The organism is Nocardia sp. NPDC051463, assembly GCF_040681975.1.
Classification (GTDB): Bacteria; Actinomycetota; Actinomycetes; order Mycobacteriales; family Mycobacteriaceae; genus Nocardia.
On record NZ_JBFBAB010000002.1, the window covers coordinates 135,710 to 151,403 of the forward strand.

General features: G+C 65.0%; 13 protein-coding genes. 8 read left to right on the forward strand and 5 right to left on the reverse strand.

Going from position 1 to position 15,694, the window contains the following annotated elements:
• Nucleotides 1-28: 28 nt before the first annotated feature.
• On the reverse strand, nucleotides 29-1,234 hold the full coding sequence (gene glp / locus AB0M74_RS06295; RefSeq protein ID WP_364902264.1) for a gephyrin-like molybdotransferase Glp: 1,206 nt from the start codon (nucleotides 1,232-1,234) through the stop codon (nucleotides 29-31).
• 139 nt (nucleotides 1,235-1,373) lie between these two features.
• Here glp and moaA point away from each other — a divergent pair, with 139 nt between their 5' ends.
• Together moaA and AB0M74_RS06305 are read left to right on the forward strand one after the other, a co-directional pair.
• On the forward strand, nucleotides 1,374-2,432 hold the full coding sequence (moaA, locus tag AB0M74_RS06300) for a GTP 3',8-cyclase MoaA (protein WP_364902266.1): 1,059 nt from the start codon (nucleotides 1,374-1,376) through the stop codon (nucleotides 2,430-2,432).
• The gene (locus AB0M74_RS06305; protein WP_364902268.1) at nucleotides 2,425-2,667 is read left to right on the forward strand and encodes a MoaD/ThiS family protein; all 243 of its coding nucleotides are present in this window, start codon (nucleotides 2,425-2,427) and stop codon (nucleotides 2,665-2,667) included. Before moaA ends, AB0M74_RS06305 begins: the two co-directional genes overlap by 8 nt.
• A 434-nt stretch (nucleotides 2,668-3,101) precedes the next feature.
• Here the strand turns inward: AB0M74_RS06305 and nadE are convergent, their stop codons facing one another.
• Together nadE and AB0M74_RS06315 are read right to left on the reverse strand one after the other, a co-directional pair.
• Complete coding sequence (gene nadE, locus AB0M74_RS06310; protein ID WP_364902269.1) at nucleotides 3,102-3,926, reverse strand: ammonia-dependent NAD(+) synthetase; 825 nt, start codon at nucleotides 3,924-3,926, stop codon at nucleotides 3,102-3,104.
• Nucleotides 3,927-3,932: 6 nt separating this feature from the next.
• A complete protein-coding gene (locus tag AB0M74_RS06315; RefSeq protein WP_364902693.1) occupies nucleotides 3,933-4,559 on the reverse strand; it encodes a helix-turn-helix domain-containing protein in 627 nt (208 codons plus the stop codon).
• 131 nt (nucleotides 4,560-4,690) lie between these two features.
• On the opposite strand from AB0M74_RS06315, the gene AB0M74_RS06320 reads away from it, so the two are divergent.
• The 6 genes from AB0M74_RS06320 (at nucleotide 4,691) to eccCb (ending at nucleotide 13,401) form a co-directional block, all read left to right on the forward strand.
• A complete protein-coding gene (locus AB0M74_RS06320; RefSeq protein WP_364902271.1) occupies nucleotides 4,691-5,260 on the forward strand; it encodes an NAD(P)H-dependent oxidoreductase in 570 nt (189 codons plus the stop codon).
• A gap of 398 nt (nucleotides 5,261-5,658) precedes the next feature.
• Entirely contained in the window at nucleotides 5,659-5,892 is a 234-nt protein-coding gene (gene nrdH, locus AB0M74_RS06325; protein ID WP_328404509.1) for a glutaredoxin-like protein NrdH, read from the forward strand.
• Nucleotides 5,893-5,943: 51 nt separating this feature from the next.
• Nucleotides 5,944-6,405, forward strand: coding sequence for a class Ib ribonucleoside-diphosphate reductase assembly flavoprotein NrdI (nrdI, locus tag AB0M74_RS06330; protein ID WP_364902274.1), 462 nt, complete (start codon nucleotides 5,944-5,946; stop codon nucleotides 6,403-6,405).
• Between the two features lie 38 nt (nucleotides 6,406-6,443).
• Entirely contained in the window at nucleotides 6,444-8,549 is a 2,106-nt protein-coding gene (gene nrdE, locus AB0M74_RS06335) for a class 1b ribonucleoside-diphosphate reductase subunit alpha (protein WP_364902276.1), read from the forward strand.
• A gap of 141 nt (nucleotides 8,550-8,690) precedes the next feature.
• Nucleotides 8,691-9,062, forward strand: coding sequence for a hypothetical protein (locus AB0M74_RS06340; protein ID WP_364902278.1), 372 nt, complete (start codon nucleotides 8,691-8,693; stop codon nucleotides 9,060-9,062).
• Nucleotides 9,055-13,401, forward strand: coding sequence for a type VII secretion protein EccCb (gene eccCb, locus AB0M74_RS06345; RefSeq protein WP_364902280.1), 4,347 nt, complete (start codon nucleotides 9,055-9,057; stop codon nucleotides 13,399-13,401). Before AB0M74_RS06340 ends, eccCb begins: the two co-directional genes overlap by 8 nt.
• Nucleotides 13,402-13,452: 51 nt before the next feature.
• Here eccCb and AB0M74_RS06350 read toward each other — a convergent pair whose 3' ends face one another.
• Both AB0M74_RS06350 and AB0M74_RS06355 read right to left on the reverse strand, forming a co-directional pair.
• Complete coding sequence (locus AB0M74_RS06350) at nucleotides 13,453-14,445, reverse strand: LLM class F420-dependent oxidoreductase (protein WP_364902696.1); 993 nt, start codon at nucleotides 14,443-14,445, stop codon at nucleotides 13,453-13,455.
• Nucleotides 14,446-14,687: 242 nt separating this feature from the next.
• Nucleotides 14,688-15,626, reverse strand: a complete 939-nt coding sequence (locus AB0M74_RS06355) for a TauD/TfdA family dioxygenase (protein WP_364902282.1) — start codon at nucleotides 15,624-15,626, stop codon at nucleotides 14,688-14,690.
• Nucleotides 15,627-15,694 lie beyond the last annotated feature (68 nt).

Genomic DNA, 15,694 nt, shown 5'->3' on the forward strand with positions numbered 1-15,694 from the left:
CCGCCGTTACGTGATCGGGCGACGGCTTTCACAGCGATCGGACGAGCACTGTCGCGCCGGCCGGGACCGAGGTCGCCGCCGCGGGGATATCGATCAGTACCTCCGCCCATGCCATTCCGGCGATGAGGTGCGACCCCGGACCGGACACGGCCTCGACGCCCGCGTCGGTGACCCGGCCACGCAGGAACTGCCGTCGCCCCGATGGCGATTTCACCGATTCCAGCAGCGGTAATTCCCGGGTGAGGACCTCGGGCAATCCCACCAGCCTGCGCAGGATCGGCCTGGCGAACACCTCGAAGGACACCATGGTGCTGACGGGATTGCCGGGGAAACTCAGTACCGGAACGCCATCGACGACGGTCAGGCCCTGTGGGCCGCCCGGCTGCACTGCGATCGAGCCGAATTGCCCGCCGAGCGGTTGCAACACCTCCTTGACCACTTCGAAATCGCCCTTGGACACGCCGCCGGAGGTGAACACGATATCGGCGGATTTCGTTGCGGCAGTGAGTAATCGGCGAAATACTCCAGGTTCGTCGGTACTGTGCTCTACGGCGGTGACCAGCACGCCGTTCGCGGTGAGCGCCGCGGCGAGTGCGATGCCATTGGAGTTGTAGATCTGCCCGGGCTGCAGGGGGGTCCCAGCGGGGACGAGCTCGTCGCCGGTGGTCAGGACGGCCGCGCGGATGGGCCGCAGGACCGGCACCGAGGGCTGACCGACAGCGGCGAGTGCCGCGATGTGCCTGGGTGCCAGCCGGGTTCCGGCCGCAACCAGCAGCTCGCCGGCGCGCACGTCGGCGCCGGGCTCCCGCACGAATTCGCCTGCGCTGCGGCCGCGTTGGACGGTCACCGTCGCGCCGTCGGCGTGCACGTCCTCCACCGGAACCACACAGTCCGCGCCGGGCGGAATCGGCGCGCCCGTCATCACCTTCATCGCGGCACCGGGTGGCAACGGCGTCGCACCGGGGTGGCCTGCCGCGATGACACCGGCGACCGGCAGTACCACCGGGGCGACGACGACGGACTCCGACCGCACCGCGTACCCGTCCATCGCGGAGTTGCGGAAGACCGGTAGGTCGACCGGCGAGTGGACGTCCGCGGCCAGTTGCCTGCCCAGCGCCGCGGGCACCGGGGCGGATTCGGCCTTGCGTGCCGCCAGCGGTTGCAGCAGCTGTTCGATGGTGTCCCGGTAGTCGTCGACGGACCGGACCTGGGACGTGGCGGGCCGAGAGGTCATGTCGTCAGCCTAATCGCCGACCCTGCCGAGTTCTCTTGTCGCTTCGCACGAACGCTCACTGGCTGATCTCGGTGTTTGTGAGGTCGAGTTGGTGTGGTCCGGCCCTAGGCGGCGCTGGTAGAGCGGTCATAATGGAGAGGTGACGTTGGTCCAGATGGGGATTCCCGCCGTGCGGTCTGGGCGTCCCTCGCTCGATGGACGCCCCGACACGCCGTTCCTGGTGGACCGATTCGGTCGTACCGCCCGCGATCTGCGGGTGTCTATCACCGAGAAGTGTTCACTGCGCTGCACATATTGCATGCCCGAGGAGGGGCTGCCCGCGATTCCGCACGAGGAGTTGCTGACCGTCGAGGAGATCGTGCGACTGGTCGCGCTGGCCGTGCGGGAACTCGGGGTGCGCGAGGTGCGCTTCACCGGCGGTGAGCCGCTGCTGCGTCGCGACCTCGAACAGATCATCGCCGGTTGTCACGAACGGCTACCCGGGACCCCGCTGGCCATGACGACCAACGGTGTCGGTCTCGCCCATCGCGCGCGTGGTCTGGCGGCGGCCGGGCTGAGTCGGGTGAATGTTTCGCTGGATACCGTCGACCGACTCGGCTTCGCCAAGCTGACGCGCCGCGACCGCCTCGAGTCGGTGCTCGCAGGTATTCGCGCGGCACGGGACGCGGGCCTGGCACCGATAAAGGTGAACGCTGTCCTGATGCGCGAAACCCTGCCCGGTGCGGCCGATCTGTTGCGCTGGTGTCTGGACGAGGATTGCGAGCTGCGCTTTATCGAGGAGATGCCGCTCGACGCCGACCACGAGTGGGCGCGGGCCAATATGGTGACTGCCGCCGAACTCCTCGATGTGCTCGGCGCGCGCTACCACCTCATCGAGGCCGGTCGGTCGGACCCGTCGGCCCCCGCCGAGACCTGGCTGGTCGACGGCGGTCCCGCGACGGTCGGCATCATCGCGACCGTCACCCGCAAGTTCTGCAACACCTGTGACCGCACCCGCCTGACTGCCGACGGCATGCTCCGTTCCTGCCTGTTCAGCGACCAGGAATTCGATCTGCGCCAGGCCATGCGCTCCGGCGCCGACGACGTCGAGATCGCCACGATCTGGCGCGGCGCCATGTGGAACAAATGGGCAGGTCACGGCATCGACGCCGACGACTTCGTCCCCCCGGAACGCACGATGGGAGCCATCGGTGGTTGAGATCCGCTATTTCGCCGCAATCGCCGACGCCGTCGGCAAGGACAAAGAAACCCTCGACTTCCCTACCGACGCGACCATCGCGGACCTGCGCACCACGCTGGCCGAGTCCTACGGTTCCGACCTGGACAAGATGCTCGCGGTCTGCGCCTACCTGATAGGCGACGAGCTAACCCGCGACCCCGCCACCCTCCTTGCCCCCCGCGTGGATGTCCTGCCTCCCTTCGCGGGTGGCTGAAAAGCCCCGCCCCCACTTTCATCCAGCCTCGAGCCGCCGACCAGCCTCGTCGCCCCCGGCTGATCCTGCCGCACTCACAACATTCACAAGCGACGTGAGCGCAGTGATATGGCGGGCTCCGACCCTCGACCCAGCCGCCATTCGACTGCCCTCGTCGCCGAAAATGCTTGGGACGCAACTACAGCCAGTCTTTACGCTGGCGCGCCACCTCGCGGCGCGGTCCAACCGTCAGCTTCGCGCATATGCGCGGTGACGACCTCGGGGCCGACTGGGCGCTAGGGGTGAGTTCACACACGGCACGGTGGAGAGCCTCAACCCACCAGGACGGCGAGTCGGCCGCGGACTGGCCGGACCTGCTCGAGTACGCCACTCGGCTTCGGCTCGCCAGTGCGAAGAGCGGCGCTGGGAGGTGGGCTCGGTTTCCATGGTGGTTGTCAGTGCCACCAGGTGTCGAGGGGAGTGACCGGGACGGTGCGCTTATGGCGGGTGTTCTGGAAGATCGTCTCCAATTGGGCGGCGACCTCGGGGGTGACGTCTTTGCCTTCGAGGTAGTCGTCGATCTCGGTGTAGCGCAGACCCAGGGCTTCCTCGTCGGGGAGGGCGGGGCGGTCGTCTTCCAGGTCGGCGGTGGGGACTTTGGACCAGATGCTGGCGGGTGCGCCGAGTTCTTGAAGGAGGGCGGCGCCTTGGCGTTTGGTGAGGCCGGTGAGGGGGGTGATGTCCACGCCGCCGTCGCCGTACTTGGTGAAGAAGCCGGTGACCGCTTCCGCGGCGTGGTCGGTGCCGACGACGAGCAGGTTCTGCTGCCCCGCGATGGCGTACTGGATGACCATGCGTTCGCGCGCCTTGATGTTGCCGCGGACGAAATCGCGCAGGTCGGGCACACCGAGGCTGCGCGCGGTCTCGGCGGCGACCGCATTCGCGCCCGGTCGGACATTGACCGCCACCGAGCGGTCGGGCTGGACGAACTGCATCGAGATCCTGGCGTCGGCCTCGTCGGCCTGCACGCCGTAGGGCAGCCGCACCGCGATGAAAGTGGCCTCGACGCCGTCGGCGCGCAGCTCCTCGGCGGCCAGCTGGCACAACCGCCCGGCCAGTGCGCTGTCCTGGCCGCCGCTGATGCCGAGCACGAAACCTGTTGCGGGGGTGGTACGCAAATAGTCCTTGAGGAAATCGATGCGGCGGCGCACCTCGATCTTCGGTTCGATGCTCGGTTGGACGCCCAATTCGGCGATGATCTGTTCACGCAAGGACTGCATGGCAACTCACTGTACTGGCGGTTGTGGTGTGACAACACGCCGAACCAGCGCTTCCCAGTTGTCGCCGATCTGTTCCCGTGAGTAGCCGAGGGCGTGCATCTGGTGCATGACCAATGCCGCGCTGAGCGCACCGAGTAGCGCGTCGGCGAGCAGTGGTATGTCACCGGTGACCTCGGCCTGCCGCAGCAACATCGACACGTGGGCCTTGAGCAACAGGTAGGGCGGTCCGGAGAACCGTTCGCCGGTCTCGGCCGCGCGATACAGCTCGCCTTCGACCTCGATGTCGAGCAGTCGAGCCCGACCGAAAGCGATCAGCCGCTGCTCCGGTGGTGCGCCGGGCCCGAGGGGTGGGGGCCCGTACATGAACCCCTGTTGATATTTGACCTCGGAATGGTCGAGCAGGGCCGTCATGAGCCCGGCCCGGCTGCCGAACCGGCGGAAAACGGTGCCCTTTCCGACACCGGCTCGTTTGGCGAGCGCGTCCATGGTGAGGCTGTCCACGCCTTGTTCGCGCACCAGTTCTTGCGCCGCGTCCAGTAACAATCGCCGGTTGCGGGCGGCATCGGCGCGTTCGGTCGGCTCGAGTGTGCCGAGCAGGGGCGCGCCGACGCCCAGCGGTGGACGTTCGGGCATCGACCCGCCCTGCGGGTGTGTGCTGTAGCTCACCAGACCCTCATCGTCTTCAAAGGAATGAAATCGGACCATGGTCCGGTTAGTGTCTCATGAAAGCCCGGACACCAACATTCAGTACACCAGGAGTCGTCATGAATCAGACCCGCATCCTCACTCTGGTCGGCAGTCTGCGTGCCGCATCCATCAATCGACAGCTTGCCGAGGCTGCGGTGCAGACCGCGCCCGAGGGTGTCGAGGTTGTCATCTACGAGGGCCTCGCCGACATCCCCTTCTACAACGAAGATCTCGATGTTCCCGGTTCGGTGCCCGGCGCTGCTCAGGCGTTGCGTGATGCGGTCGCCACCTCCGACGGCCTACTGCTGGTGACACCCGAATACAACGGCACGTTGTCGGCCGTGTTGAAGAACGCGATCGACTGGGCCTCCCGTCCGTACGGCGCCGGTGCGCTGCGGGATCGGCCGGTCGCCGTGGTGAGCGGATCGATCAGCCCGAACGCCGGGCAGCGGGCGCACAGTGACGCGGTCAAGGTGCTGGGCGTCGCGGGCGCCAAGGTCGTGGAGTCCGCGCATCTGCACTTCGGTACCTTCGGTCAGCGGTTCGGCGACGTGCATCCGCGCGCGGATGCCGAGGCGCTGACCCAGCTGGCAGGCGCGGTGCGTGAGCTCGTCGTCGCCGCGCGCGGTGTGCTGGTTTCCGTCTGAGCCGCGGTAGGTCCGCGCGCTTCCCGAAAGGCCACCTCTCTGCTCGATGGAGGTGGCCTTTCGGTATGCGAAGAAATGTTTGCTGAAAGAGAGCTGCGGGACAAAATTGTGATCTCCGCCACGGTCGTGTCGGGTTGTGAATCGAGTGTCCTGGTACTTACCGCGTAGGAATTTCATCAATGTGGTTCGCAACATGTCGTGTTGTATGAATCTGTCGGCCACTAGGTGTAGTGTCTTCCGTACTGGAGAACGGCGCGAAGCCTGGGGCGAAAAGCATCGGTGCGAACCGGCTGAGCAGGGCTTTCGAGATCGGATCCAGGAGTTTGCGCAGCGTACGTCGGATCAAGCACTGCATACGGATCACAGGCTGTGGATCAGGCATAGGAGAGAGGGACATCTTGACCATCACCGTGTACACCAAGCCCGCTTGCGTCCAGTGCAACGCGACCTACAAGGCCCTCGACAAGGTCGGGGTCGACTACGAGGTCATCGACATCTCCGAGAACGATGAGGCGCGTGACTACGTCATGGCCCTCGGCTACCTGCAGGCGCCGGTCGTCGTTGCCGGTGAGGATCACTGGTCGGGCTTCCGGCCGGATCGCATCAAGTCGCTCGCCACTGTCGCGGCCTGACGCTACCGATCGTTTTCCGTTCATCCGAATGATGGAAGAAGGGAGTCGGCCATGTCCGAAGGGGCAGCGCTCGTCTACTTCTCCAGCGCTTCGGAGAACACACATCGTTTCGTCGAGAAGCTGGGTATCCCAGCAACTCGTATACCACTGCACACCGCCGATTCGCTGCGCGTAGACGAACCCTACGTGCTGATCGTCCCCACCTACGGGGGCGGTCGGCACGTACTGGGGGGAAATAGATCCGACAAGGATTTCGTGCCGAGGCAAGTCGCCAAGTTCCTCAACGATCCGCACAACCGCGCCCTGCTGCGCGGTGTCGTCGCGGCGGGAAACACGAACTTCGGTGATACGTACTGCTATGCGGGAGAGGTGATCTCACGCAAGTGCGGGGTGCCGTACCTGTATCGCTTCGAACTCATGGGAACCGCTGAGGACGTCGAGCGCGTCCGCGAGGGATTGGGATTGTTTTGGCAACAGCAACGACAGCACCGGCCGGAAAAACGGCTCGCTTAGAGCAGCCCCCGGTACGGGGCACGGAAGCCGGCGAGGTCATGGATTACCACGCCCTCAACGCGATGCTGAACTTGTACGGCCCGAACGGCGAGATCCAGTTCGACAAGGACCGCGAGGCCGCACACCAGTACTTCCTGCAGCACGTCAACCAGAACACCGTCTTCTTCCACAACCTGGACGAGAAGCTGGACTACCTGGTCGAGGAGAACTACTACGAGGCAGAGGTTCTCGACCAGTACAGCCGCCCGTTCATCAAGTCGCTGTTCCAGCAGGCCTACGCCAAGAAGTTCCGGTTCCCGACCTTCCTCGGCGCGTTCAAGTACTACACCTCGTACACGCTGAAGACCTTCGACGGCAAGCGCTACCTGGAGCGGTTCGAGGACCGCGTCTGCATGGTCGCGCTGACCCTCGCCGCCGGTGACGAGGTGCTCGCGGGCAAGCTGGTCGACGAGGTCATCGACGGCCGTTTCCAGCCCGCCACCCCAACCTTTCTCAACTCGGGCAAGAAGCAGCGCGGCGAGCCGGTGTCCTGCTTCCTGCTGCGCATCGAGGACAACATGGAGTCCATCGGGCGCTCCATCAACTCCGCGCTGCAGCTGTCCAAGCGCGGCGGCGGTGTCGCCTTGCTGCTGAGCAATATTCGCGAGCACGGCGCGCCGATCAAGAAGATCGAGAACCAGAGTTCGGGTGTCATCCCGATCATGAAGTTGCTCGAGGACTCGTTCTCCTACGCCAACCAGCTCGGGGCACGTCAGGGCGCGGGTGCGGTGTACCTGCACGCGCATCACCCCGACATCTACCGGTTCCTGGACACCAAGCGCGAGAACGCGGACGAGAAGATCCGTATCAAGACCCTCTCGCTCGGTGTGGTGATTCCGGACATCACCTTCGAGCTGGCGAAGAAGAACGAGGACATGTACCTCTTCTCGCCGTACGACGTGGAACGCATCTACGGCAAACCGTTCGCCGACATCGATGTCACCGAGAAGTACTACGAGATGGTCGACGACAAGCGGATCCGCAAGTCGAAGATCAAGGCGCGCGAGTTCTTCCAGACCATCGCCGAACTGCAGTTCGAATCCGGCTACCCCTACATCATGTTCGAGGACACGGTGAACAGGGCCAACCCGATCGCGGGCAAGATCACCCACTCGAACCTGTGCTCGGAGATCCTGCAGGTCTCCACGCCGTCGGTGTTCAACGACGACCTGTCCTACGCCGTGGTGGGCAAGGACATCTCGTGCAACCTCGGGTCGCTGAACATCGCCAAGACGATGGACTCACCCGACTTCGCGCAGACCATCGAGACCTCGATCCGGGCGCTGACCGCGGTGTCGGATCAGACGCACATCTACTCGGTGCCCTCGATCGAGCAGGGCAACAACCAGTCCCACGCCATCGGCCTCGGCCAGATGAATCTGCACGGGTTCCTGGCCCGCGAGCGGGTCCACTACGGTTCCGACGAGGGCATCGACTTCACCAACATCTACTTCTACACCGTGGTCTACCACGCGATTCGGGCATCGAACCTGATTGCCAGGGAGCGCGGGACCTACTTCGGTGGCTTCCCCGAATCCAAGTACGCGTCGGGTGAGTACTTCGACAAATACACCGATCAGCTGTGGGAACCGAAAACCGAACGAGTGGCACAGATCTTCGCCGACGCGGGCGTGCACATCCCGACCCAGGGGGACTGGCGTGAGCTGAAGTCCTCGGTGATGGAGCACGGCATCTACAACCAGAACCTGCAGGCGGTCCCGCCGACCGGCTCGATCTCCTACATCAACCACTCCACCAGCTCCATCCACCCGGTCGCTTCGAAGATCGAGATCCGCAAGGAAGGCAAGATCGGCCGCGTCTACTACCCGGCGCCCTATCTCGACAACGACAACCTCGAGTACTACGACGACGCCTACGAGATCGGCTACGAGAAGATCATCGACACCTACGCCGCGGCCACCCAGCACGTGGACCAGGGCCTGTCGCTGACCCTCTTCTTCAAAGACACCGCGACCACCCGTGACCTCAACCGCGCCCAGATCTACGCCTGGCGCAAGGGCATCAAAACCCTCTACTACATCCGCCTGCGCCAAATGGCGTTGGAGGGAACCGAAGTAGAGGGCTGCGTTTCCTGCATGCTGTAGTCACGCTGCCGAATGGGCGGTCTCCATGGGAGGCCGCCCATTCGCGTTCCTCGGGTCGGCCGTCGCTTCGCGTTCGAATCCGTTGTCTCGTGGTTAGAGTGGTCGCACTACGGTGAGTGTGGGGCGACTGGAGGGGCAGTGATGAGTGACGTTGTGCTGGTGATCAATTCCGAGCGGCGTCGAGATCCTGAGTGGCTGGACCAACTCGCAGACGAACTACAGCAGGATCTGCGGCAGATCAGGGGACTGGCCGTTCGGAAGGCGACCACCTCCGCCGCGCCGGGCGCGAAGTCCGGCGCGCTGGAGCAGATCGGCCAGCTCGTTGCCTCCGGTGGGGCGATCGGAACCACGGCGTGGGCAATCCGGGACATCGTCATCAAGTTCCTCGATCGGACCAGGGCGACATCGGTCACCGTCAAACGCGGTGACAAAGAGGTGACCATCGTCCGCCCGACCGACGGCCAGGTCGACGAAATCGTCGACCGGATTCGCGACGTACTCGACGATGAGTAGCCCGACCGGTCGGCGGTTGGCGCTGTTCATCGCGAACGACACCTACCATTTCGAAGGGCTGCCTCGGCTGTACGCGCCGGTCTCGGATGCGGAGCAACTGCGGGAGTTGCTGCGGGATCCGGAAATCGGTGGTTTCCGGCCGACCGAGCTACTGACCAACGAATCCAAGGCCGAGATCGAGCGCAGTATCGAGCGACTGTTCCGCGGCGCGGAGCCGGAGGATGTCGTCCTGCTGTACTTCTCCGGCCATGGCCTGCGAACCCGACAGAACCTGTATCTGGCGACCAGCAACACCGACCCGCAATTGTTGAGCAGCACCGCGGTGTCCTCGACGTTCATTCGAGAACTGATCAGGGACTCCGCCGCCGCGGCGAAGATCATCCTGCTGGACTGCTGTTACAGCGGCGCGTTCCTCGGCGCGGACGTGGTCAAGTCGGCCCCGAATATCGACGATGTCGGCCGGGAACTCGCCGCGGGCGATGGCATCTGCGTGCTGACCGCCTCCAGCGCCGTCGAGACGGCCGAGGACGGGCGGGCCGGCTCCGATCAGTCCGCGCCACTTTCGGTGTTCACTTCCGCCCTGGTGAAGGGCATCGGTACCGGACTTGCCGACAATGGCAGCGGCCTGATCGGCACGCACGACCTGTGGACCTATGTGAGCGCCGATGTGCGCGGCCGGACCAGTAGGCAGACCCCGAACCATTACGGCGTCTTCAAGGACGAGGTCTACATCGCGCGCGTCCGAAGGAAGTACTCCGCGGTGCTCGAGGTGGGTGATCGCGTTCAACTCGGCGCGTTGCTCGGCAGGCTCGAACGCGATCCGGTCACCGGCCTGCGAGCGGAGAACTGGTGGGGGACAGGACGACTCAAGGTGCCCATCGGGCAGGAGCGGCGCTCGGACGGTGCGCCGGGCGAGACGATCTGGCTGGATCTGGCAGGCGCCGACGGCAATCTTCTCGTGGTCGGGCGGGCGGGCTCGGGAAAGAGCACCCTGCTGCGTACGCTCGCCGGAGCGCTCGCGCTGACCCACACCGCGCAAGAGGCGCAGATCTACGTGCTGGAGTCGAGCAACCGCTTGGGCTCGATGCGCGCGCTGCCGCACCTGGTGGGCGTGGCGGGCGACGACGAACCCGAGCAAGTGCAGATACTGCTGGACACGATCACCAGAGAGATCCGCCGCCGCAAGAAGCTGTACCGGGACAACAGCATTGATTCCCCCGCGAGCCTGCGCGCCGCACGGTCGCTGCTGACCGACGGGCCGGTCGCCGACGTCTTCTTGCTGATCGATCGGTGGGGTGACTTCCGTGAGCACATCGCGGAATTCGACAGCAGGATCAAGCAGGTGGCCAGTGCTGGACCGGAGTACGGCGTGCACGTCGTGGCGACGGCCCGCGACTGGAGCGAGGCGCCGGACTGGCTCGGCGATCTGCTGCCCGCACACGTCGAACTGCGTTTGCACCGCCCGTCGGAGTCACGGATCAATCCGGAGCGTGCCAACCGGCTGCCCGACGGTCCCGGTTGGGCGCTCTACGGCCAGCGGCCCTTCCGCATCGCTATGCCGGATCTTCGTGAACTGCAGCCGGATTCGGTGGGACTGTCGGACATGACCGATGGGGCGGCAGAGTTGGTGAGTCGGTTGGTCGGGGAGCGGTCCGCGCCGTCGGGTTTGTCGCGCTCGCTGTTGGACGGCGAGGTCGATTTCGCGGATCTCTTCGGAATCGGCAGCGATGACAAGGTCGTTCTCGATGAAGCGTGGCACGCCATGGCCGGTCGCGATCGGCTCAGAATTCCGATCGGGGTGACTCACACCGGTGAAACCGTGGAGCTGGATCTCAAACAGGCCGCCGAGAACGGCATGGGTCCACACGGTCTGGTGGTCGGTGCCGTGGGATCGGGCAAATCGACGCTGCTGAAGAACATCGTGGCCGGCCTTGCGGTGCGTCACTCGCCGGCTGTCGTGAACTTCTTGCTCATTTCGTTCAAGGGGGAGGGCGCATTCGATGGTTTGGCCGGTTTGCCCCATGTCGCGGCATTGGTCGACGATCTCGAAGCGGATCTCTCGCTCGTTGATCGGCTGGCCGAGACGGTCACCGGCGAGGTTCAACGTCGGCAGCAGTTGGTCCGGTCGGCGGTAAACCTCAACAGCCTCGACGAGTCCGAACAAGCGGGCGCGGCAGATTCGCCGCTGCGCCCAGTGCCGCAGGAGCCGTTGCCTGCGTTGCTCATCATCGTCGACGAGTTCGCCGAACTCCTTTCGCAGAAGTCGGGATTCGCCGAGGCGCTCGGTATGGTCGCTCGACTCGGCCGATCGTTGGGGATACACCTGTTGCTCGCAACACAACGACTCGATGGACCCAAACTCGGCGCGATCGAGAGTCAACTGTCCTACCGGATCGCCCTGCGCACATTCTCGGCCAATGAATCCCGGTCCGTGCTCGGCACTTCGGATGCCTACCAATTGCCGAGCACGCCGGGGCACGGATACCTGAAACATGATTCCTCCGACCCCATTCGCTTCAGAGCGCCGTATGTGGTGCGGCCGGAGCGGGATGTGCACGGTGCGGGGACCGCGGGGACTGTCCAGCGCACATTGCTCGACGCGCTGGCCGAACAACTGCGGGCCAGTGCTGCGCCCGCGCACCGGATATGGCTGCCGCCGCTTACTGCGCCTTCGACGATCGACAAGTTGCTGCTGACTTCGCGCGCTTCGCATGGTCAACTTCGGGTGCCGGTCGCTGTCGTCGACGATCCGTTCGCCCAGCGGCAGGACGCGCTGACGGTGGCCTTGGTCGGTGAGCACGGCAATGTGGCGGTGGTCGGTGGCCACGGGTCCGGCAAGTCGACAGCGCTGGCGACCTTTGTCATGGCGATAGCAGCGACACACAGCCCGGATCAGGTCCAGTTCTATATTCTCGATTTCGGTGGTGGTGGCGCCTTCACGGATTTCGCGGGCTTACCGCACGTGGGCTCGATCGCGGCCAGGACCGACGAGGATCGAGTACGACGCACGATCGCGGAGCTGACCGCGCTGTTGCATCGGCGTGAGGAGTTCTTCACCGCGGAGAGCATCGTGTCGATGGCCGAGTTCCGCAGTCGTAGAGCCGATGTCGATGCGCTGCCCGCCGGGCATCTCGCTGCGGACCCGATTCTGCGGGAATCGTTCGGGGACGTATTTCTCGTTGTCGATGGCTGGCGAGAATTGTTTCTGCAGTTCGAGGCGTTGGAAACCGAGTTGAGTCTGCTTGCGGTCCGCGGCCTCCAATACGGCATCCATGTGATCTTGTCGGCGACCCGCTGGGCGGACATCCGCGCGGCCGTCAAGGATCGAATCGGTACGAGAGTGGAGCTGCGACTCAATGACCTGAACGATTCCGATATCAGCAGGCGCGCGGCCGCGCTCGTGCCCGATATACCGGGGCGCGGGCTGCTACGTGGGCCGGCCGGCGCTCAACACATTTTTATGGCGCTGCCACGCCTGGACTCGGAAACGGATGTCGAAACACTATCCGTCGGTGTCCGGTCGGCAGGTCGGCAACTCCGCGACGCCTATCCTGATCGATTCGCGCCGGAAATTCGAATACTGCCGCTGCGGATCACCCGATCCGAGGTCCTCGCTGCCGCCGAGGTCTCAGGGATCGAACAGAGCTGGAGCCGCGTCGTTGTCGGCGTGCGAGAGTCCGACCTCCAGCCGCTGGTGCTGGACTTCAAGAGCCAACCACTTTTCGTGGCCTTTGCCGACGCCGGAGCAGGCAAAACGACACTGTTGAGGAACATCACGACCGGGATAGTCGAACAGAGCACCCGAGGACAGGTGGCGATTCTCCTCATCGACCCTCGGCGAACGATGCTGGAGGCGGTCGAGGGCGAATACCTTTCCGCGTACTCGACATCGTCTCCGGACGCGACCGCCGTTCTGGCCCAGTTCGCCGATGTCATTGCGCGCCGCCTGCCGGGGCCGGAGGTGACGCCACAGCAACTTCGTGAACGCAGCTGGTGGAAGGGTCCCGAGGTATTCGTGATCGTCGACGACTACGAACTGGTGGTGTCGAGCTCTGGTAATCCGCTCACGCCGCTGATCGACCTTCTCCCCCATGCGAATGATTGCGGCCTTCACCTGGTCGTGGCGCGACGCACGGCAGGCGCAGGCCGCGCCATGTACGACCCGGTGATCAGCCGAATGCGGGACCTGGGTGCGGACGCGTTGGTGATGAGCGGGTCCAGGGACGAGGGCACATTGTTCGGGAACGTCCGCCCCTCCCCGATGCCGGTCGGTCGTGGCAGGTTCGTCACGCGTCCCCGTGACGCGGAGTTGGTCCAGATCTGCGAACTCCCCGAGTGAGGACACCGCGAAGCGGTGGGCTCCGCGGGTGAGCCCACCCCTTTCCAGCGCTCACCTCAGCGCGGGTGCGACCTCGCGCTCGAACAGTTCGATGCCCGAGGTGTCGTAGGCGGCTTCGGGGAAGTTGAAGATGGCGTACCCGAGCCCGAGCTCACGGACCTTGCTGAGGTTGTCGATGATCTGCTCGGGCGTGCCGACAGCGGCGGTGCCCCGGTAGAGGTCGGCGACATGAGTGGCGGCCTGCTCGGCGCCGACGAAGGGGCTCAGGCGGGCTTGCAAGGTAGCGAGGCGGGCTTCGACCTCCGCCTCGGTGGACCCGATCGCGACATTGAAGTTCGAGCTCCGCACGATGGCATCGAAATCGGTGCCGACGTCGGCGCAATGGGAGCGCAGGATCTCCGACTTGTGGGTGAACTCCTCAGGATTGCCACTGAAATTGGTGTAGTCGGCGTACTTCGCCGCGATGCGCAGTGTCTTCTTCTCGCCGCCGCCCGCGATCCAGAGCGGAATCCCGTCCTCCTGCAGAGGCAGCGGGCGCACAATGGCGCCGTCGACCTGGTAGTACTTGCCGTCAAGGGAGGCCGTGCCCTCGGTCCATGCCTGCCGGAAGATCTGCACCCCTTCGTCGAGGCGTCCGAGACGCTCGCCCGCCGAGGGGAATCCGTAGCCGTAGGCGCGCCATTCGTGTTCGTACCAGCCGCCGCCGATGCCCATCTCGACCCGGCCACCGGCGATCAGATCTGTGGTGGCCGCGACCTTGGCCAGATAGGCCGGATTGCGGTAGCTGATCGCGGTACACATCTGCCCCAACCGAATCCGCGACGTCGAGGCCGCGAACGCCGCCATCAACGTCCACGCTTCATGGGTGGCCTCGTCGGTCGGCGTCGGCACGGTGTGGAAATGGTCGTACACCCACAGCGACTCCCAGACGTCACCGGCGTCGGCCCGTTGGGCGAGATCGCGCATCACCCCCCACTGCGCCGCGGGGTCGATTCCGACCAGGTCCAGTCGCCAACCCTGCGGGATGAAGATGCCGAAGCGCACAGATATCTCCTTCATGTGTTTACCCGAAAATCTAGTCGTGATCGGTCACTCACCGGCGGACACCGACCGACGGTGTGGCGGCCGCACGTACGCCGGCGCAGGCGTACCGGACCCGGCCCACTGTCCCGGGTTACCGGCGGCCGAGCAAGAGTTCGACGCCGCGTGCGTCCAACAGCGGTGTGGTGACACCGTGGAGCCGGCCGAGTGCCCCTGCAGCACTCGACCGACTCACTGACCTCGGCTCAGGCGCCGGTGAACTGTGCGCCCGAGACGGACGTCGAGGCCACGCCGTCGACGCCGACCGGGATGTCACCTTCGAGCGTGGTGCGATACAGCACCCTGGTGACATCGAGATGATTCAGGTCGCTGGGCGCGAGATGCGCGGTGGCCCGGTTGTCCCAGAAGGCGATGCTGCCCTGCGCCCAGCGGAATCGCACGGTGTAGGCAGGCTGCGCTATCTCGTCGAACAGCAGCTTCAGCAGTGCGTCGCTCTGGTTGGGGCTCAGCCCGATGACGCGGGTGGTGAAACCCGGGTTGACGAACAGCGCCCGTTCCCCGGTCACCGGATGAACTCGAACCACCGGATGTTCGGTAACCAGCGGCGCGGCGGCCACCTTCTTCGCATAGTCGCTCTCGGCGTTCCACGCCGGCCTGCTGCCACCGAACCGGTGCTCGGCGCGCAGGCCCTCGACGAAACGCCGCAGCGATTCCGGCAGGTTCTCGTAGGCGGCGACGAGGTTCGTCCACTGGGTGTCACCACCGTGCACGGGGGCGATATCGGCGCGCAGGATCGATGCCGCGGGCGGGTTGATCAGCGGGGACACATCGGTGTGCCAAAAATTGGTGTAGCTGAATTTTCGTACCCCGAAACGCTTTTCGTACAGCCGACTGTCGACCGCGAGAATTTCCGGGTACTCGGTCGGCGCGTCGTCGTCGTAGGGATGGGACGGGGTGACCGCGCCGAATCGCCGGGAGAAGGCGATCTGCTCGGCGTGGCCGATGTGCTGGTCACGGAAGAACAGCACCTTGTACTTGTGCAGCGCGGCGGTGATGTCCTCGACCTGAGGGTCGGTGAGGGTCTCGCGCAGGTCGACGCCGGAGATTTCGGCGCCGATGTGTCCGGCGACCGGGGCGATCCGCACGGTGTCGGTGGTGGTTGTGGTGTCGTGCACGGCAGTCATGGGAACTCGCTCAGTGAATCAAGATGGAGGATGGCACGGGTCGATCTCCCGCACAACAGGCGCTGCGG